The sequence below is a fragment of the Nocardiopsis sp. NPDC057823 genome (genome assembly GCF_042797335.1).
GTDB classification, from domain to species: domain Bacteria; phylum Actinomycetota; class Actinomycetes; order Streptosporangiales; family Streptosporangiaceae; genus Nocardiopsis; species Nocardiopsis changdeensis.
Window position 1 is genome coordinate 40,299 of the sequence record NZ_JBHVLR010000008.1, and the last position, 16,816, is coordinate 57,114.

The following is a 16,816-nucleotide window of genomic DNA, read 5'->3' on the forward strand; positions in this document are numbered from 1 at the left end:
CCTGCTCAGGACGGTAGGGTGGACGAACGTGAGCGCGAAACCCGTTATCCCCGATGTCCTGGCCGCCCGGTACGCCTCGGCCGAGCTGACCCGGCTGTGGTCCCCGGAGTACAAGGTGGTCGCCGAGCGGCGGCTGTGGCTGGCCGTCCTGCGGGCGCAGGCGCGTCTGGGCGTGGACGTCCCCGACGGCGTGGTGGCCGACTACGAGAAGGTCCTGGAGCAGGTGGACCTGGAGTCCATCGCCGCCCGTGAGCGGGTCACCCGCCACGACGTCAAGGCGCGGATCGAGGAGTTCAACGCCCTGGCCGGGCACGAGCACGTGCACAAGGGCATGACCTCGCGCGACCTCACCGAGAACGTCGAGCAGCTGCAGATCCGCGACAGCCTGCTGCTCGTACGCGACCGCACGGTGGCGCTGCTGGCGCGCCTGGGCCGCCTGTCCGCCGAGTACGGGACGACGGTGATGGCCGGGAGGTCGCACAACGTGGCGGCGCAGGCCACCACGCTGGGCAAGCGGTTCGCGTCGATCGCCGACGAGGTGCTGGTGGCGCTCGGGCGGCTGGAGGACCTGATCGGCCGCTACCCGCTGCGCGGCATCAAGGGCCCGGTGGGCACCGCCCAGGACATGCTGGACCTGCTGGGCGGGGACCGGGCCGCGCTGGCGCAGCTGGAGGACGAGGTGGCCGCCCACCTGGGGTTCGCCCACCGGTTCACGAGCGTGGGCCAGGTGTACCCGCGGTCGCTGGACTTCGACGTGCTGACGGCGCTGGTGCAGCTGGCGGCGGGCCCGTCGTCGCTGGCCAAGACGATCCGGCTGATGGCCGGGCACGAGCTGGTCACCGAGGGCTTCGCCGAGGGCCAGGTGGGCTCCTCCGCGATGCCGCACAAGATGAACACGCGCTCCTGCGAGCGGGTCAACGGCCTGACGGTGGTCCTGCGCGGGTACGCGTCGATGGCCGGCGAGCTGGCCGGCGACCAGTGGAACGAGGGCGACGTGTCGTGCTCGGTGGTGCGCCGGGTGGCGCTGCCGGACGCGTTCTTCGCCTTCGACGGCCTGGTCGAGACGATGCTGACGGTGCTCGACGAGTTCGGCGCCTTCCCCGCGGTGATCTCGGCGGAGCTGGACCGGTACCTGCCGTTCCTGGCGACCACCAAGATGCTGATGGCCGCGGTGCGCGAGGGCGTGGGCCGGGAGACGGCGCACGAGCTGATCAAGGAGCACGCCGTGGGCTCGGCGCTGGCGATGCGCCGGGAGGGCACGGGCAACCGGCTGCTGGAGCGGTTGGGCGGGGACGAGCGGTTCCCGCTGGACCGGGCGGCCCTGGACGCGCTGCTCGCGGACCGGATCACGTTCACGGGCGCGGCGGCCGACCAGGTCGGCACGGTGGTGGAGCGGATCGACACGCTCGTGGCGCTGCACCCGGAGGCCGCGGCGTACACGCCGGGGTCCATCCTCTAGTCGCCGTCCGCGAGGGGCCGGGGCCGCGCGGCCCCGGCCCTTCGCGTGTGCGGTATGGCACAGTTCACCCCCGCGAACACTGGGTTCGGAAGTTAACGCCTATTACGGTTGTGGGGTCGGCGTTCCGCACCCCCTGGAGGCCCTGTTGACCGACCCCGACTCCTTCGGCACCGCCCTGTGGACCCTGCTGCTGATCACCGGGATCGCCCTGGCCTTCGGCGCGGCCGCCCTCGGTGACATGGCGCTGCGCCGCCGCGAGGACCGCGAGGAGCGGGCCCGCCGCGAGGCCGCCGACCGGGAGCGCTCCGGCACCTCCGTCTGACAACAATCCCCGGGCCGCCTTCCGCCCCGGGCTTCGCGCACCGTGGAGCCTCCCGTGCCGGTCTCATGGGGCCGGGCCGCACCGCCGGGATCTCGCGGCTTCGGCGCCCCCTCCCCCCTTTCGCCCGCGTTCCGGCCCCCCTCCCGGATCAGCGGTGCTCGGCGATGAGCCGGGCGAACAGGTCCGGGTCGACGTTGCCGCCGGAGACCACCGCGACCGTGGCCTCCGGTCTGCCCGGCTCCACGGCCACCCGGCCGGCCAGGACCGCCGCCGCGGCCAGCGCCCCGCTGGGCTCGGCCACCACCCGCGCCCCCAGGGCCAGGTGCGCGACCGCGCGGGCGATCTCGTCCTCGGTGACGGTGACGATCGCGTCCAGCCGCCGGCGCAGGTGCTCGAAGGTGAGGTCGGACAGGCACACCCGCACCCCGTCGGCCATGGTGCGGTGGGTGCGCGCGGGCTCCCAGGGGACCCGCAGGCCCCGCTCCAGGCTCTCGGCGGCGTCGGCGGCCAGCTCGGGCTCGACCCCGACGACCCGTATCCGGCGCGGGTGGACGGTCCGCGCCGCCGTGGCCACCCCCGAGGCCAGCCCGCCCCCGCCGACCGGGACGACGATCGTGGTCACCTCCGGCGACTGCTCCAGGATCTCCAGGCCCACCGTGCCCTGGCCGGCGATGACGGCCGGGTCGTCGAACGGCGGGACCAGCGCCAGCAGCTCGGCGCGCGCCGTCTCCTCGGCGACCTCGGCCCGCCGCTCCGGTGGGACGAGGACCACCCGGGCCCCGCGGTCCCGCATCCGCTCCACCTTGACCTCGGGAGCGTTGTCGGGGACGACCACCGTGCAGGGGACGCCCAGCCGGGCGGCGGCGTAGGCCAGGGCCTGGCCGTGGTTGCCGGAGGAGTGGGTGATGACGCCGCGGGCGCGCTGGGCGGGGGTGAGCAGGGCGACGGCGTTGGTGGCGCCGCGCAGCTTGAAGGCCCCGGTGGGCTGGAGGCTCTCGGGTTTGACGAGGAACGGCGGCCCCTGGGCGGGTCCGGCGGTCAGGGGGGTGCGCACGACCGAGCCCTGGAGGCGGGCGGCCGCGGCGCGGATGTCGTCTGCTGAGACCAGTTCCATGACCCCGGTATGCCCCCTGGCCCCGCCGCCCTCACGGGGCGGCCTCCCCCTGTGGATAATCGGTGGTGATGCGTACCGAATGGACTCCCCAGGACCTGCCCGGCCGGGCCTTCTACCGGATGATCACCGCGGTGGTGGTCCCGCGGCCGATCGCCTGGGTCTCCACCACCTCCGCCGACGGCGTGGACAACCTCGCGCCGCACTCCTTCTTCACCATCGCCTGCGCCGATCCGGCGATCGTGCAGTTCACCTCCACCGGCCGCAAGGACTCCCTGCGCAACGCGGAGGCCACCGGCGAGTTCGTGGTGAACCTGGCCTCCGAGCCGCTGTGGAAGGAGGTGAACGCCTCCGGGACCGCCTACCCGCCCGAGGTGGACGAGTTCGAGGCGCTGGGGATCGCGCGCGAGGAGAGCGCGGCCGTGCGCCCGCCCCGGGTGGCGGCCTCCCCGGTGGCGCTGGAGTGCACGCTGCACTCGACGGTGGGGTTCGGCACCTCCACGGTGGTGTTCGGCCGGGTGGTGCACGTGGCGGTGGACGACGGCGTGCTGGGCCGGGACGGCCTGCCGGAGGTGGAGCGGCTGCGTCCTTTGGCCCGCCTGGGCCGCAACGAGTGGTCCACCCTGGGCGAGGTGCGCGCGGTCGACCGCCTCCCCTACACCCCCTGAGCCGCCCCTTCCCCGGGGTCCCCGGCCGCGCGGACCCGGCGGTCCGCGCGGCCGGGGACGGAACGTGCGTCAGGATCGGCAGGTCAGGGCCGGGACCCGCGGGCTCCCCTCACTGGAACCGGTGAAGCCGAAGGTGGTCGACCGCCCCGAGGCGAGTGTGCCGTTGTAGGAGGCGTTCACGGCGGTGACGTCCGGACCGTCGGAGGTCACCTCGGCGTTCCACGCGTGGACGACGTGCTGCCCGGGGGCATGGGTCCAGCTCACGGTCCAGCCGGTCAGGTCCTCGGCGGCGGTGACGGTCACGTCGGCCCGGAACCCGCCCGACCATTCCTGGACGACCGTGTAGACGGCCTCGCAGCCGTCGCCGCCCGGGCCCTCGGTGGGCTCCTCGGTCGGCTCCTCCGTGGGCTCCCCGCCACCGTAGACGGGCGCCTCGACGGAGGTCTCGGCGATGCCGTCGGGCCCGTGGAAGATCCGCTCGCCCCAGGGGGTGAGCCGCTCGGGGTCGAAGCCCTCGACCATGTCGAGGTACTCCACTCCCCCGCCGTTGCCGCTCCACGACCAGCCGAGGTACCCCAGGCCCAGGCGCCGGGTGTGCTCCAGGATGGCGTCCTCGTCGGGGTTCCCGTCGCTGTGGTCGTGGCCGAACTCGCCGACGATCAGCGGCAGCCCCGCGTTCGCGAAGTGCTCCAGGTAGGAGACCACGGTGGACTCCTGGGCGTAGACCCCGTACATGTGGATCGAGAAGAGCGTGTTGGCGTGCGGGTCGGAGGCGAAGACCGACGCGGCGCCGTCGCGCATGGTGTGCGACCAGTCCTGGCCCCAGTTGGGCGCGTCCGCGACCAGGGTGTGGTGGAACCCCGCGTCCCGCAGCCGGCCGATCGCCGCCGAGGTGTCGGACGCCCAGTTCGCCACGGTCGCCTGGTCGTTGCCGTAGGGCTCGTTGCCGATGTTGACGAGGACGAAGTCCTCCTCGCCGTGCAGGGCGTCCTGGACGCGCAGCCAGTAGTCGACGGCCTGGTCGAGGGTGGCGGCCCCGGACTGCTCGCCGTAGCCGGTGGTGTCGTGCACCTCCAGCACGCAGATCAGGCGGTTGGCCTTGCAGTCGTCGACGACGGCGGCCACGTCGGCGACGCCGTTCTCCGTCCACCGGTCGCCGCTGCTGAGCACGACGCGGACGGTGTTGGCGCCCAGCTCCTTGATGTCGGCGAGGGACCCGGTCTCCTGCGGGTACCAGGTGTGGGCGTGGTTGACGCCCCGCATCACGAAGTCGTTGCCGGCCGCGTCGACGAGGCGGCCGTTCTCGATCCGGAAGCCGGTGTCGGCCTGCGCGGAGGCGGTGAGGTGCGCCCCGGAGGGCGCGGGGGGCGAGGCCCACGCGAAGGCGAGGGCTGCGATCCCGGTCAGGGCCACGAGGGCCGTGAGCAGACGTCGGACCATGGGGGGTTCTCCTCAAGGACGGAGGACAACGTTGTCTTGTTGTGGCGGGGCCTCCCGGACAGCAGGAGGACCCGGGATGCGCCACCGTGAGACAACGTTGTCATCTCGTGCGGAAGGATCGGCGGACGGACAGGGGGTGCCGGCGGTGACCGGCACCGGCGCCGCCGCCCGGGCGCGGCGGGGGCCGCGCCCGTTCCGGCCGTGGGGGCACTCTCCGTGAGGGAGCGCTCCCATGGCCGATGGGGAGAAATTAACACCGCCGCCGTCGCCCCGCAATGGAGGGGAAACCGGTACTTCGCGGGACCGGGTACGGCGGACCGCCCCGGCCCGGCGCGCGGATCAGACGGTGAGGGGCTCGCGGGTGGCGGGCAGCAGGGACAGGGCGGGCAGGACCGGCGCGGGGTCGCCGGTCCAGTCCATGGCGGCGATCTGATCGGGGGTGCGCCGCCCCATGAGGGCGCGGTAGAGCTCGAAGGCCGTGCCCCGCCAGTGCGGGCCGCCGCCCGCGCCCAGGGTCCAGGAGCGGTCGGCGTCGGTGGCGGTGACGGTCAGGCCGGGCGCCTGCTCGGGCCAGGCGCGGCCCAGCCCGGAGAGGGCGAAGTCGAGCAGGGCGTCGGCGTGCTCGGTGACGGGGTCCAGGCCCAGCGCGCCGTGGATGTCGTTCTCGTGGGTCCAGACGTCCACCACGGGCAGGCGATAGCGCATGCGGTTCTGCGTACCGAGCAGCTCCAGCAGGGCGGGGGTGCCCGCGCGCCACTCGTCGCAGACCTCCGCGATGCCGCGGCCCTCCCGCTCCGCGACCTGGCGGGCGGTGACCTCGTCGGAAGCGGGCGGGGTGACGGTTCCGGCGACCACGTCGGCGCACAGTCCGGCCAGGTGCGCGTAGGTCTGGTGGACGGTCCAGTCGGAGCAGGCGGGGACGGTGGTGTCCAGAGCGGCGGCGTCGAGGCCGCCGGCCAGGGCGATCAGACGCTCCTGGGACTGGCTGTAGATGCGCACGGGATCCATGCGGGCCACCTTACCGAACACCGTTCGGAAACCCCGGCCCGGGTGGCCCACCGGCCCCGTCCCCCGGGTATCCGTCCTTTCCCCGCGGGCCGGCTCCGGGTCCGGTCAGGGGTGCGGGAGGGGGCGGGGGCGGCGGGCGAGGGGGACCGCGGCCAGGCCCAGCGCCGCGGCGAGGGCCGCGGCGGCCGGGACCAGGCCGGGGCCGAGCGCGACGGCGGCACCGCCCAGCACGGCGCCCAGGGCGGCGCCGACGTGCACCGACGAGCTGTGCACGGCCAGCGCCCGGCCGGCGGTCCGCGTGCCGACGCGGGCGACCATGAGCGTCTGGAGCGCCGGCGGCACCGCCCAGGCGGCGGCCGACCAGGGCACGAGCAGGAGCGCCACCACCGCGACCGGCACCGGGCGCAGCCACCACAGCAGGGCGAACGCGACCATCGCCGCGCCGAACACCGCGCCCGCCCCGGCGAAGGCGCGGCCCGGCCCGACACGGTCCGCGAGCGTCCCCGAGACGCGGGTGCCCACCAGTCCGCCGACCCCCGCGGCGACCAGCAGCGCGCCCAGGGCGGCGGGCCCCACACCCGCGAGGCCGGCCAGGAACACCGCGAGGTAGGTCTGGAAGGCGATGTTGCCCGCGACGGTGAGCACGGTGGCGGCCAGGACGGCGGCGACGGCGCGGGAGGCGAGCGGGCGGAGCAGGTCCACCGGTCCGCGCCGCTCCCCCACCGGTCCGGAGGCGGGCACGGTGGCGGCCGAGGCGGCCAGGGCGGCGGCGCCCAGCAGCCCGCCCAGCACGAAGGCGGCCTGCCACCCGAAGAGGCCGCCGGCCCAGGCGCCCAGCGGGACGCCGAGCAGGACCGCCCCGGTCAGCCCGGTCATCACGGTGGCCAGGTGGCGGCCGCGCCGCTCGGGCGGGGCCTGGGCGGCGGTCAGGGCGAGGGCGCAGGGCAGGGCCACGGCGGCGGACAGGGCCGCCAGCAGGCGCAGCGCCAGCAGCGGGCCGAGCCCTTCGGTGAGCGGCACGGCGAGGTTGGCCGCGGTGAAGACCGCCAGGGAGCACGTGAGCACGGCCCGGGGCGGGACCCGTGCCAGCAGGAGCGCCCACAGCGGTGCCGTGAGCGCGTAGCCCAGGGAGTAGAGGGTGACGAGCTGGCCGGCGGCGGACGGGGGGACGGCCAGGTCCGCGGCGAGCCCGGGCAGGACGCCGATGACCACGAAGTCGTCGGTCTGGACCGCGAAGGCGGTGAGGGTGAGGGCGGGGAGCCACCGGGGTGAGCGCATGCGATTAGGGTAACAACTGTTTCCTTAATAGGTGTGCGAACGTGGGGCGAAGGAAGAAGAGGTGATCGCGCCCCATGCCCCGAACCGCCGACCCCGAGCGCCGCCGCGAGGTCCTGGACGCCGTCATCGCCGAACTGGCCCGCATCGGCGCCGCCGACTTCTCGCTGCGCGACCTCGCCCACGGCCTGGGGCAGAGCACCCGGGTCCTCACCCACCACTTCTCCGGCAAGGAGGCCCTGCTCGTCGCGGTGCTGGAGCGGCTGGACGAGGTGCAGCACGCGGCGCTGCGCGCCACCCCCGGCTGGGACGACCCGGGGGTCCCGGTGGGCGACATCGTCCGCGACACCTGGCGGCGCACCCTGGCGGAGCCGGAGATCGCCGTGACCCGGCTCATCCGGGAGATCGAGGGGCTCGCCGCCGCCGGCCGGCTGCCCGTGGAGGTGCCGGGCTTCGTGCGCGGCCGGGCCGCGTTCGTCGCCTCCTGCCTGTCCCTGCGGGGGCTGCCCGCCGCCGAGGCCCTGCGGACCGCGACCCTGCTCAACGCGGCCTTCTCCGGACTGGAGACCGACCTGCTGACCACCGGGGACCGCGACCGCGCCGAGGCCGCGCTGGAGGACCTGTGCGCCTGGGTGGACGCCCGGACCACGCCCCGCGGCTAGTCCCCGTCCGGCAGCGGCGGCGGGATCCGGTCCCACGCCCGGTCGGGCAGCAGCCACAGCCCGTCGCCCACGACCTCTCCCAGCGACGCAGCGCGGCCCCGGCCGGGGGTTCCCGGTCGGGGCCGCGCGGACGGGCGGGTCAGGTGCCCAGGCCGGACATCAGGTCGGCGAAGGCGACCGGCTCGTCGTAGGGGTCCTCCTCGCGCCGCTCGTGGACGGCGGCCAGCCGGGCGAGCTGGCGGCCGGCCCGCTCGATGCGCTCGTTGAGCTCGCGGGCGCCCTCGTCGCCCGCGCCCCAGTCCTCCGAGGCCGCGTAGACACCGGTCGGGACGACCAGCGCCCGGGCGTAGGTGAACATCGGCCGCAGGGCGTGCTCCAGGACCAGCGAGTGGCGCGGGCTGCCGCCGGTGGCGCCGACGAGCACCGGGACCGAGTCCAGCGCCCCCTGCTCGACCACGTCGAAGAACGACTTGAACAGTCCGCTGTAGGAGGCGTTGAACACCGGGGTCACCGCGATGATCCCGTCGGCCCCGGCCACGTCGGACAGCACGCCGGGCAGGTCGCCGGTGGGCACCTGGGTGACCATGGCGTTCATGACGTCGTGGGCGAGTTCGCGCAGTTCCACCGTGCGCACCTGCGCCCGGATCCCCTCGTCCCCCAGGGCGCGCTCGGTGGCGGCGGTGAGCCGGTCGGCGAGCAGCCGGGAGGACGACGGGGTGCTCAGCCCCGCCGAGACGGTGACGATGCGGCGGACGGTCATGCCCGGGCCTCCGTGTTCTCCTCGTTGCGGTCCTCGGCCCGCCGGGCGGCGAGCATCGAGGCGTGGGTGGGCGCGTCGGGTACGTGCGCGGGCCGGCCGGCGGCGAACTCCTTGCGCAGCACCGGCACGACCTCCTCGCCCAGCAGGTCCAGCTGCTCCAGGACGGTCTTGAGCGGCAGGCCCGCGTGGTCCATGAGGAAGAGCTGACGCTGGTAGTCGCCGAACATCTCGCGGAAGGTCAGGGTGCGGTCGATGACCTGCTGCGGGCTGCCGACGGTCAGCGGCGTCTCCCGGGTGAACTCCTCCAGGGAGGGCCCGCCGCCGTAGACGGGCGCGTGGTCGAAGTAGGGCCGGAACTCCTTGACCGCGTCCTGGGAGTTCTTGCGCATGAACACCTGCCCGCCCAGGCCGACGATGGCCTGCTCGGCCTTGCCGTGGCCGTAGTGCTCGTAGCGGCGGCGGTACAGCGCGATGAGCTTCTTGGTGTGGGTGGCCGGCCAGAAGATGTTGTTGTGGAAGAAGCCGTCACCGTAGTAGGCGGCCTGTTCGGCGATCTCCGGGCTGCGGATGGAGCCGTGCCACACGAACGGCGGGATGCCGTCGAGCGGGCGCGGGGTGGCGGTGAAGCCCTGCAGCGGAGTACGGAACTTGCCCTCCCAGTTCACGACGTCCTCGCGCCAGAGGCGGTGCAGCAGGTTGTAGTGCTCCAGGGCCATGGGGATGCCCTCGCGGATGTCGTAGCCGAACCAGGGGTAGACCGGGCCGGTGTTGCCGCGGCCCATCATCAGGTCCACCCGGCCGTCGGCGATGTGCTGGAGGAAGGCGTAGTCCTCGGCGATCTTCACCGGGTCGTTGGTGGTGATGAGGGTGGTCGCGGTGGACAGGACGATCCGTTCCGTCCGCGCGGCGATGTAGCCGAGCATGGTGGTCGGCGAGGACGGCACGAACGGCGGGTTGTGGTGCTCACCGGTCGCGAAGACGTCGAGCCCGACCTCCTCGGCCTTGAGCGCGATCTCGATGATGGCCTTGATGCGCTCGTGCTCCGTCGGCGTCCGGCCGGTGGTGGGGTCGGTGGTCACGTCGCCGACCGAGAAGATTCCGAACTGCATGGCCCGCTCCTGAACTAGCTTTCCAAGAAGTAGTTTCCTGCGAAACTATCACGTTCGAACGGTGGACACACCCCCCGTATTCCCCGCCGGCGCCTCCGCGGCCGGACGCTGTTCATCCACAGGCACGCTCCGTATCCGCAGAATGTCATCCGGACCTGCTATCCCTGGTAAAGCCGACACCATCCCGGTCACCCGGAGTCATGGTCGGCCGGACACGAGGACGTCGAACGCACCGGAAGGAGAAGGGCGCCCCCTCGACCCCGCGCCCGAAACCACATGTCCGTCACCCTCGATCCCCGGCGGCTTCCCCACCACCGACCCGACGACCACGAGCGCGCCGACGCCGCGCACGCCGACGGCCCCCGCCAGCCGGTGGTCCTGGCCGACGCGCTGGCCGACGTCGTCACCGCGCTGAGCAGTCTGGACCCCGACCTGGCCCCCAGGCCGCGCCTCGGCGAGGCCTGACCCCCGACACAGCGACGGCCGTATCGACGGCGTCGATACGGCCGTGCGGCGGTACCCCAGGCGTCCCCCGGCGCCGCGCCGCCCTCCCGTGCGCCCTGGAACCGGGCGGCACGGCCGGCGGCCGGGGCCCCGCCGTCAGCGGCGGGGCTCCCAGCGGAAGACCCTGAAGGCCAGGGCCACGGCGACGACCACCCAGGCCAGGGTCGGGGCCAGCAGGAGCAGGGAGTCCGCGAGCGGGACGCCGCCGTTCCAGGCGCCGACGACCAGTTCCGTGGCCGCGCCGCCGGGCAGCAGCCGCTTGAGCGGCGCCAGCTCCTCCGCCCCGGTGAACCCCACCCAGCCGGAGACCGCCAGCACGCCGATCAGGACGGGCAGCGTGGTCACCTGGGCGTGCTCGGGCGAGTTGGTCACCCCGGCGGTGGCCAGCGCCAGGCCGATCATCATGACGACCGCCGCCAGCACGGCCGCCACCAGCAGCAGGGGCCGCTCCGGCGGGGCGGCGACCACCGACAGCACGGTCAGGACCACGGCCGCCTGCGCGACCGTGAAGGCGGTCACCGGCAGCAGCAGCCCGGTGAGGATGCGGGCGTCGTCCACCGCGGTGGAGCGCAGCCGCTTGAGGTAGAGGTTCTGGCGGCGGGAGGCGAGCGTGGTCACCGCGGTGGTGTAGAGCCCCATCGTCACCACGAGGAACACCAGGATCGCGGCGACGCCGCCGAGGTCGAGGAACGGTATGCGGTCCTGCAGGTACATGTAGAACGCGCTGGCCGCCGCGGGCATGACGAGCATGGTGACCAGCACCAGCCGGTTCCGGAAGATCTGGATCAGCTCACCCTGAGCGATCGCGAGCATGGCGGGTCCTTTGTCTGGAAGGTTCGGGAGGGGTTCGTCGGGCGCCGCGCCGGCCGCTACTCGGCACCCATGGCGCGGAAGACGTCGTCCAGCCGGGTCGGCCCGGCCTGGAGGTCGCGCAACTCGACCGCGTGGTCCCGCGCCCAGTCCAGGAGGACGTGCAGCTCCTTCTGCAGGGCGGGGGTCTCGACGAGGAACGCCCCGTCCTCCCCGCGGACGGCGGGCAGGGGCGGCACCGGGGCGGAGGGCGGCAGGGAGAAGCGGACGGTCGCGGGCAGCGTCCGGGTGAGCTCGGAGACGGTCCCCTCGCGGCGCAGCGTGCCCTGGTGCATGAGCCCGATGCGGTCGGCGCGCTGCTGGGCCTCCTCCAGGTAGTGCGTGGTGAGCACGACGGTGGCGCCGTCCTCGCGCAGCCGGTCCACGGCGTCCCACAGGGCGTCCCTGGAGCGGATGTCCAGGCCGGTGGTGGGCTCGTCGAGGAAGACCAGCTCGGGTCCCCCGTAGACGGCGGTGGCGAAGTCGAGCCTGCGCTTCTCGCCGCCGGAGAGCTGGGACACCCGGGTGCCGGCCCTGTGGGAGAGGTCGACCAGGCCGAGCAGCCGCTCCACGCGGTCCGTGCGCCGGGAGAGCGTCCCGAACAGCCGGACCGACTCCCGGACCGTGAGGTCCGGTGAGAAGCCGCTCTCCTGGAGCATGATGCCCGTCCGGGGGCGGACGCCGCCGCGGTCGCGCGGGTCCCGGCCGAAGACGCGGACGGTGCCGGAGGTGGCGGCGCGGTGGCCCTCGACGGCCTCCAGGGTCGAGGTCTTGCCCGCCCCGTTGGTGCCGAGCAGGGCGTAGAGCTCCCCGCGCCGCACCTGGAAGGACAGGTCCTTGACGGCGTGGAAGTCGCCGTACTTCATGTTCAGGCTCTGGACGTCGATGACTGCCGTGGTGGAAGTGGACATGGCCCCATTACAGTCGGCGGCGCGCCCGCCCGGCAGTCCCGCCGTGTCACCACCCGGCCGTGACGTTCTCGCAGGTGAACGCATGACGTGGTGTCACTTCACACGCCCGCGGCGCCCGCGGTACACGTGCCGCCGTGCGCGGCCGCGTCCGCCGTTCTCCCCCGTGGCCCGTGTCCCGGGGCGGCCGGCGGCCCCTCTCCGGCACGGGTCTTCGGCCGCGCCGGCGCGGGTGCGGGCGGTCCCCGTCCCCGTCTCCCGCTAGCCTGTCCCCCGCTACCGAACCGTGGAAAGGGGCGCCGGTGACCGATCCGAACGCCGTCAGCGCGTACGTCCTGCTGCGCGAGCGTCCGCCCGCCGCCGTGCTGGCGGCCCTGCACCGCGTCCTGGGCCTGGGCGTGTCCGAGGTGGCCCGGCGCGCCCTGTCGGGTGAGCCGCTGCTGCGGGTCGAGCTGTTCGGCGACGACCACGCCGAGGCGGCCCGCCGCCTGCGCACCGTGCTCGACCTGGTCGCGCCCCACCGCCACGAGGTGCACGAGTGCGTCGGCGGCGCCTCTCCCGGACCGGAGAACCGGACCGACGCGGCGACCCTGCTCGCCGCCCTGGCCGCGGCCCCGGAGCCGCCCGCCCCGGTGCGCCCGGCACCCGATCCGGAGCTGACCCGCGTGATCGCCGAGGCGACCCGCGCCGCCGTCGCCGACCTGCGGGCGCGCCACCCCGAGCACTTCCACGCCTTCGCGCTCCTGACGACGGGCGAGGCGCTCCCGCCGTACCTGGCGGCGGGTTCGGCCGAGGGCGCGGCGCGCACCGGGGCCCACCCCTGGAGCCTGCCCGACGGCCCGTACGCCGTGTGGGGCTACGAGGAGCACTTCGGGGAGGTGGTGCGGGCGTTCGGGGCCCGCGGCGACCTGTTCGACCTCCCCGGCGAGCGGGACCGCCTCGCCGAGTACGCGACCCGGCTCGCGTCCATGGAGGAGGCGCTGCGCCGGTTGGACGCCGAGGGGTTCTTCGGTAGGGGCGCCGACCGCCTCGGCGTCCTGCTGCTGGCCGGGACCATGCCCCCGGACGAGGAGGACGCCGGCGCCGTCCGGCGGCTCAACCCGGCGGGGCCGCTGCGGGACTCGTGGCTGCGCGAGGAGTCCGACGACCCCGGCCTCCCGGTGGACGAGGGGGCCCGCGCCGAGCTCGCCGGCCACCGGGGCGGGCTCGCCCCGGCGCCCAACCCCTCGGTGGCCGACCTGTGGCGCACCACGCCCGGCCTGCACCTGGCGGACGGGACGGCGGTCTACGGCCCGCACACCCTGGCCGAGCGCAACGCCGCCTTCGAGGTCGCCCGCCACGCCCCCGGGTGGGTGCTCGTCGGTGACGACGGCGGCGGCCGCGGGCTCCTCATGCGGGAGGCCGGCCCGGACTTCGACCCGGCCACGGGGCGGGAGTCGGCGGAGGTGGTGCTGCTGGACCTGGGCGCGCTGTGCCCCGGGGTCGCGGACGAGGGGGAGTTCCTCACCGACGACCTCGTGGGGTGGCTGTCCCACCGGGAGCCCGCGGCCCGGGACGGCCGCGCGGGCGGCGCCCCGGGCCGCGGCGAGGGGCCGGTTCAGGGGCCGGCCTAGGAGGCGGTGCCGTCCCCGTCGTGGCGCAGGCCCTCGGGGTGCTCGGGCAGGAACGACAGCACCAGGCGGATCGGCCCCACCAGGTGGGCGTTGAACTCCTCCAGCTCCTCGGCCGGCACCCACAGCTCCAGGATCGTGCGCCCGCCCGCCTGCCGCACCGGGTAGCGGGCGGCGAAGTCCGCGTCCACGTCGAAGCGGGTCACGTACCCCGCCCCGGACCGGGGCAGGTTCCACTCGCGGGCGATGCGGGCGGCGTAGTCCTCGTTGAGGACGGGGTAGAAGATCGGCTGGTCCGGCAGGCGCGGCGGCCACTCCCGCCACCCCGACGCGCGCACCAGGTCCAGCTCCTCCGGCCCCGTCGGACGCCACAACGTCATGACCCCGGCCACACCGATCATCCCCCTCGTCGTCGGCACGGGGCGTTCGCACCCCGCGCGACCGGCAGCTTAGGGATTCCGTGGCCGGGTCCGCACCCGGTTTTTACCGGGCGGGGTGAAAATCCCCGGGACCACGGGGAACACCCAAGCTGTACGAAGCGTTCTCACAGGTGAAGCGCCCCGAACCCCGGACCTCGAAACCCCGCAGACCCCGATCCCGCAACCCGCCGCCGAGGTCCCGAAGGCGCCGCACCACACATCACAGACCATGCGCGAACGTGCGCGTCGTGTCGGCAATGGGGGTTTCCGACACGAATTGATCGCCACGTTCGCCTTCCCAGCGGCCGGACCGCACTCAGTGCTTCTGGCCGCGCCCGCCGGGCCCGTGTTGGGGGACACGGGCCCGGCCTGTGTCCGGGGTCCGCCGCCACCGCGCGGCGGGCCCCGGCCTCTTCCCGTCCGGGCCGGTCAGGGCCGCTCGTGGTAGTCGATCAGGGTCCGCGGCCCGAACTCCACCGTGGTGAAGGGCCCGTCCTCGGCGACCGCCGAGGCCGAGTGGCAGGGGGACAGGTACCAGGTGCGCCCCTCGATCGTCCCGCCCAGGTCGCGGCGGAAGATCGCACAGGCCATCTCGCCGTCGACGAGCCAGGTGCCGCCGCCGCTCCCGCTGTAGCCGGCCAGGTACTCGAACCGGTCGGGGAAGGCCTCCTCCGGGGTTGTGCCGGGGTCGGTCATCGCCTCCGCGACCTCCATCGCGTAGTCGCAGTCCACCTCCCAGCCGCTGGCCTGGACGTCCCACTCCCGGTCGAACGCGGTCACGGTCCCGCACACCGGCGCGTGGACCGCGGCCCAGCCGGCCCCGGCCCCGGCGGACGCGGTCCGCGGGTCCTCCACCTCGACCGCCTCCCCGGTGGAGGTGAAGTCGACCCGCACCTCCCAGGAACCGGTGGTGTACTCGGCCCGCACCGGGGCGCCGTCGGCGCCGACCTCCACCCGGGCGGTCGCCTCCTCCTCGGTGAGGACGCCCCCGGCCAGGACGCCGAGCACGGTCGGCCCCGTGTACACGGTCCCCCCTCCGTCCCGGGCGGCCTCCCCCGAGTCGGCCAGGGCGCGCAGCGGGGCGGTCGCCAGGCCGGTGAGGGAATCGGCGGTCACACTCGCGTCGACCGGCACGGGGGCGGCCGAATCGTGCCAGATATCACCGGAGAACCCCTCCTCCCAGGGGGCGTACACGTACAGCCCGCCGCGGTGGGCGGCCACGGCGGTGGTCCCCTCGCCCATGGCGGCGCCCCGGACGAGGAAGGTCCGCTCCTCCGCCGAGTAGAGGTACTCCTCCACGACCGTCTCGCCCCCGCCGACCGCCGTGCGCTCGACGCGGGCGGTGAAGCCCTCCCCCGTCTCCAGGACCTGCGCGGCGGCGAGCACCGCCTCGGCGGGGTCGTCGGCGACCCGCTCGTAGACCAGGTAGCCGCCGCCGGCCAGGCTCCCGGCGAGGAGGACCCCCGCACCGGCCGTCGCCGCCTTGGACCCGGCCACGGCGGCCAGCACGCCGCCGCCCTTGACCGTGGCCGCGCCCGTGACGGTGCCCGTGGCGGCCGTGCCCGTTCCGGCGGCGCCCGCCGCCGTGCCGCCCGCCGCGGTGCCGCCGGTGGCGGCCGCGCCGCCGCCCGCGGTCGCGGACCCGCCGCCGGAGAGCAGGGCGGTGCCGGCCAGTCCGGCCGCCGAGGCGAGGCCGACCGCGCCCGCCCACAGCCGCGGGTCGTGCCCGGCGGCGTCGACGCCCCGCCAGTGGGCGTCCAGCAGCGCCCGCAGGGTCCGGGCGGCGGGCACCCGGCCGCTCGCGTCGGTCAGGCCGAACTCCCCGGGTTCGGGCAGCAGCGCGCGCATGACCTGCACGGCGCGCGGGCGCGCCGCCGGGTCCACCGACAGCGCCGCCTCCACCAGGGGCCGGAGGGTGTCGGGGACCCCGTCGATGTCGTACTCCCCGGCCTCGACCCGGGCCCGCAGCTCCTGCGGGGTCCCGCCGCCGAACGGGTCGCGGCCGGTGGCGGCCAGCGCCACCAGGCCGCCCCAGGCGAACACGTCGGCGGCCGGGGCCGCGGCGGCCCCCGCGTAGCGCTCGGGCGCCACCCAGCCGGGGGTGCCGTAGGAGGCGGCGCGGTCGGTGGACCGGTCGGCGCCGATCTCGGTGGCGATGCCGAAGTCGACGATCCTGGGTCCGGTCGGGGACAGCACCACGTTCCCGGGCTTGATGTCGCGGTGGGCGATCCCGGCGGCGTGCAGGCCGGCCAGGCCCTCGGCGGTGCCGACCGCGAACGCCCGCAGCATCTCCCCCTCCAGCGGGCCGAACGCGCGCACATGGGCGCGCAGGTCGCGTCCGGGGATGTACTCGAAGGCCAGCCAGGGCACCCGGGCGGCGACGTCGGCGGCGTACAGCGCGGCGGTGCCGATGCCGCGGGCCCGGCCCAGCATCTCCACCTCGCGCGCGAACGCCTCCCGGTAGCGGCGCCTGCGGGCGTGGCGGGCGTGCACGGTCTTGACGGCGACGCACCGCCCGTCGGGGCCCACTCCCCCGTAGACGGCGCCCATGCCGCCCGCGCCGATGCGGCCGGCCAGGCGGTAGGGCCCCAGGGCGCGGGGGTCGTCGGCGGTCAGGGGCGCAAGGCCCGGAGGCGGCCCCAGAGGAGCGGTGGGGGCGGGGGCGGGCGGCTCGGGGGTGGTGGGGGTGCTCATCGGGCCCTCCCTGATCGG

The 16,816-nt window shown here is 75.1% G+C and carries 16 protein-coding genes; 6 read left to right on the forward strand and 10 right to left on the reverse strand.

The features are described 5' to 3' along the window. Nucleotides 1-28: 28 nt before the first annotated feature. Together purB and ACFVNO_RS15445 are read left to right on the forward strand one after the other, a co-directional pair. Nucleotides 29-1,459 (forward strand): adenylosuccinate lyase, encoded by a 1,431-nt coding sequence (purB, locus tag ACFVNO_RS15440; RefSeq protein ID WP_378893043.1) that lies wholly within the window; start codon nucleotides 29-31, stop codon nucleotides 1,457-1,459. A 145-nt stretch (nucleotides 1,460-1,604) separates the two neighbouring features. Further along, the gene (locus ACFVNO_RS15445; protein WP_355268171.1) at nucleotides 1,605-1,781 is read left to right on the forward strand and encodes a hypothetical protein; all 177 of its coding nucleotides are present in this window, start codon (nucleotides 1,605-1,607) and stop codon (nucleotides 1,779-1,781) included. A gap of 148 nt (nucleotides 1,782-1,929) precedes the next feature. Here the strand turns inward: ACFVNO_RS15445 and ACFVNO_RS15450 are convergent, their stop codons facing one another. Next, entirely contained in the window at nucleotides 1,930-2,895 is a 966-nt protein-coding gene (locus ACFVNO_RS15450) for a threonine/serine dehydratase (protein ID WP_378893046.1), read from the reverse strand. A gap of 68 nt (nucleotides 2,896-2,963) precedes the next feature. On the opposite strand from ACFVNO_RS15450, the gene ACFVNO_RS15455 reads away from it, so the two are divergent. After that, the gene (locus tag ACFVNO_RS15455; RefSeq protein WP_378893049.1) at nucleotides 2,964-3,560 is read left to right on the forward strand and encodes a flavin reductase family protein; all 597 of its coding nucleotides are present in this window, start codon (nucleotides 2,964-2,966) and stop codon (nucleotides 3,558-3,560) included. 69 nt (nucleotides 3,561-3,629) lie between these two features. Here ACFVNO_RS15455 and ACFVNO_RS15460 read toward each other — a convergent pair whose 3' ends face one another. The 3 genes from ACFVNO_RS15460 to ACFVNO_RS15470 form a co-directional block, all read right to left on the reverse strand. After that, nucleotides 3,630-5,000 carry a cellulase family glycosylhydrolase gene (locus ACFVNO_RS15460; protein WP_355268162.1) on the reverse strand — a complete coding sequence of 457 codons (1,371 nt, stop codon included), beginning with the start codon at nucleotides 4,998-5,000 and terminating at the stop codon, nucleotides 3,630-3,632. Between the two features lie 339 nt (nucleotides 5,001-5,339). Continuing rightward, a complete protein-coding gene (locus ACFVNO_RS15465; protein WP_378893052.1) occupies nucleotides 5,340-6,008 on the reverse strand; it encodes a maleylpyruvate isomerase family mycothiol-dependent enzyme in 669 nt (222 codons plus the stop codon). 105 nt (nucleotides 6,009-6,113) lie between these two features. After that, entirely contained in the window at nucleotides 6,114-7,286 is a 1,173-nt protein-coding gene (locus ACFVNO_RS15470; RefSeq protein WP_355268156.1) for an MFS transporter, read from the reverse strand. A gap of 74 nt (nucleotides 7,287-7,360) precedes the next feature. Between ACFVNO_RS15470 and ACFVNO_RS15475 the strand changes: the two genes are divergently transcribed. Further along, a complete protein-coding gene (locus ACFVNO_RS15475; protein ID WP_355268153.1) occupies nucleotides 7,361-7,945 on the forward strand; it encodes a TetR/AcrR family transcriptional regulator in 585 nt (194 codons plus the stop codon). Nucleotides 7,946-8,084: 139 nt separating this feature from the next. Here the strand turns inward: ACFVNO_RS15475 and ACFVNO_RS15480 are convergent, their stop codons facing one another. Both ACFVNO_RS15480 and ACFVNO_RS15485 read right to left on the reverse strand, forming a co-directional pair. Then, the gene (locus ACFVNO_RS15480; protein WP_378893057.1) at nucleotides 8,085-8,705 is read right to left on the reverse strand and encodes an FMN reductase; all 621 of its coding nucleotides are present in this window, start codon (nucleotides 8,703-8,705) and stop codon (nucleotides 8,085-8,087) included. After that, nucleotides 8,702-9,814 carry an LLM class flavin-dependent oxidoreductase gene (locus ACFVNO_RS15485; protein ID WP_355268147.1) on the reverse strand — a complete coding sequence of 371 codons (1,113 nt, stop codon included), beginning with the start codon at nucleotides 9,812-9,814 and terminating at the stop codon, nucleotides 8,702-8,704. The genes ACFVNO_RS15480 and ACFVNO_RS15485 overlap by 4 nt, the downstream gene beginning before the upstream one ends. A 276-nt stretch (nucleotides 9,815-10,090) precedes the next feature. Between ACFVNO_RS15485 and ACFVNO_RS15490 the strand changes: the two genes are divergently transcribed. Next, the gene (locus tag ACFVNO_RS15490) at nucleotides 10,091-10,279 is read left to right on the forward strand and encodes a hypothetical protein (protein ID WP_355268144.1); all 189 of its coding nucleotides are present in this window, start codon (nucleotides 10,091-10,093) and stop codon (nucleotides 10,277-10,279) included. Between the two features lie 135 nt (nucleotides 10,280-10,414). Here the strand turns inward: ACFVNO_RS15490 and ACFVNO_RS15495 are convergent, their stop codons facing one another. Then, nucleotides 10,415-11,131, reverse strand: coding sequence for an ABC transporter permease (locus ACFVNO_RS15495; protein ID WP_355268141.1), 717 nt, complete (start codon nucleotides 11,129-11,131; stop codon nucleotides 10,415-10,417). A 56-nt stretch (nucleotides 11,132-11,187) separates the two neighbouring features. Next, entirely contained in the window at nucleotides 11,188-12,078 is an 891-nt protein-coding gene (locus tag ACFVNO_RS15500; RefSeq protein ID WP_355268138.1) for an ABC transporter ATP-binding protein, read from the reverse strand. Nucleotides 12,079-12,377: 299 nt separating this feature from the next. Here ACFVNO_RS15500 and ACFVNO_RS15505 point away from each other — a divergent pair, with 299 nt between their 5' ends. After that, entirely contained in the window at nucleotides 12,378-13,688 is a 1,311-nt protein-coding gene (locus ACFVNO_RS15505) for a DUF4303 domain-containing protein (RefSeq protein WP_378893062.1), read from the forward strand. Here the strand turns inward: ACFVNO_RS15505 and ACFVNO_RS15510 are convergent. Beyond that, nucleotides 13,685-14,086: an ADP-ribosylation/crystallin J1 gene (locus ACFVNO_RS15510; protein WP_370634688.1), complete on the reverse strand. Its 402-nt coding sequence runs from the start codon at nucleotides 14,084-14,086 to the stop codon at nucleotides 13,685-13,687. The two genes, ACFVNO_RS15505 and ACFVNO_RS15510, sit on opposite strands and share 4 nt — an antisense overlap. Before the next feature lie 447 nt (nucleotides 14,087-14,533). Then, complete coding sequence (locus ACFVNO_RS15515; protein ID WP_378893065.1) at nucleotides 14,534-16,798, reverse strand: protein kinase; 2,265 nt, start codon at nucleotides 16,796-16,798, stop codon at nucleotides 14,534-14,536. Between the last annotated feature and the right edge of the window lie 18 nt (nucleotides 16,799-16,816).

Bases quoted from the DNA above. Each gene is read 5' to 3' on its own strand.
- ACFVNO_RS15450 (WP_378893046.1), bottom strand. From the start codon at position 2,895: ATGGAACTGGTCTCAGCAGACGACATCCGCGCCGCGGCCGCCCGCCTC.
- ACFVNO_RS15455 (WP_378893049.1), top strand. From the start codon at position 2,964: ATGCGTACCGAATGGACTCCCCAGGACCTGCCCGGCCGGGCCTTCTAC.
- ACFVNO_RS15460 (WP_355268162.1), bottom strand. From the start codon at position 5,000: ATGGTCCGACGTCTGCTCACGGCCCTCGTGGCCCTGACCGGGATCGCA.
- ACFVNO_RS15465 (WP_378893052.1), bottom strand. From the start codon at position 6,008: ATGGATCCCGTGCGCATCTACAGCCAGTCCCAGGAGCGTCTGATCGCC.
- ACFVNO_RS15470 (WP_355268156.1), bottom strand. From the start codon at position 7,286: ATGCGCTCACCCCGGTGGCTCCCCGCCCTCACCCTCACCGCCTTCGCG.
- ACFVNO_RS15475 (WP_355268153.1), top strand. From the start codon at position 7,361: ATGCCCCGAACCGCCGACCCCGAGCGCCGCCGCGAGGTCCTGGACGCC.
- ACFVNO_RS15480 (WP_378893057.1), bottom strand. From the start codon at position 8,705: ATGACCGTCCGCCGCATCGTCACCGTCTCGGCGGGGCTGAGCACCCCG.
- ACFVNO_RS15485 (WP_355268147.1), bottom strand. From the start codon at position 9,814: ATGCAGTTCGGAATCTTCTCGGTCGGCGACGTGACCACCGACCCCACC.
- ACFVNO_RS15490 (WP_355268144.1), top strand. From the start codon at position 10,091: ATGTCCGTCACCCTCGATCCCCGGCGGCTTCCCCACCACCGACCCGAC.
- ACFVNO_RS15495 (WP_355268141.1), bottom strand. From the start codon at position 11,131: ATGCTCGCGATCGCTCAGGGTGAGCTGATCCAGATCTTCCGGAACCGG.
- ACFVNO_RS15500 (WP_355268138.1), bottom strand. From the start codon at position 12,078: ATGTCCACTTCCACCACGGCAGTCATCGACGTCCAGAGCCTGAACATG.
- ACFVNO_RS15510 (WP_370634688.1), bottom strand. From the start codon at position 14,086: ATGATCGGTGTGGCCGGGGTCATGACGTTGTGGCGTCCGACGGGGCCG.
- ACFVNO_RS15515 (WP_378893065.1), bottom strand. From the start codon at position 16,798: ATGAGCACCCCCACCACCCCCGAGCCGCCCGCCCCCGCCCCCACCGCT.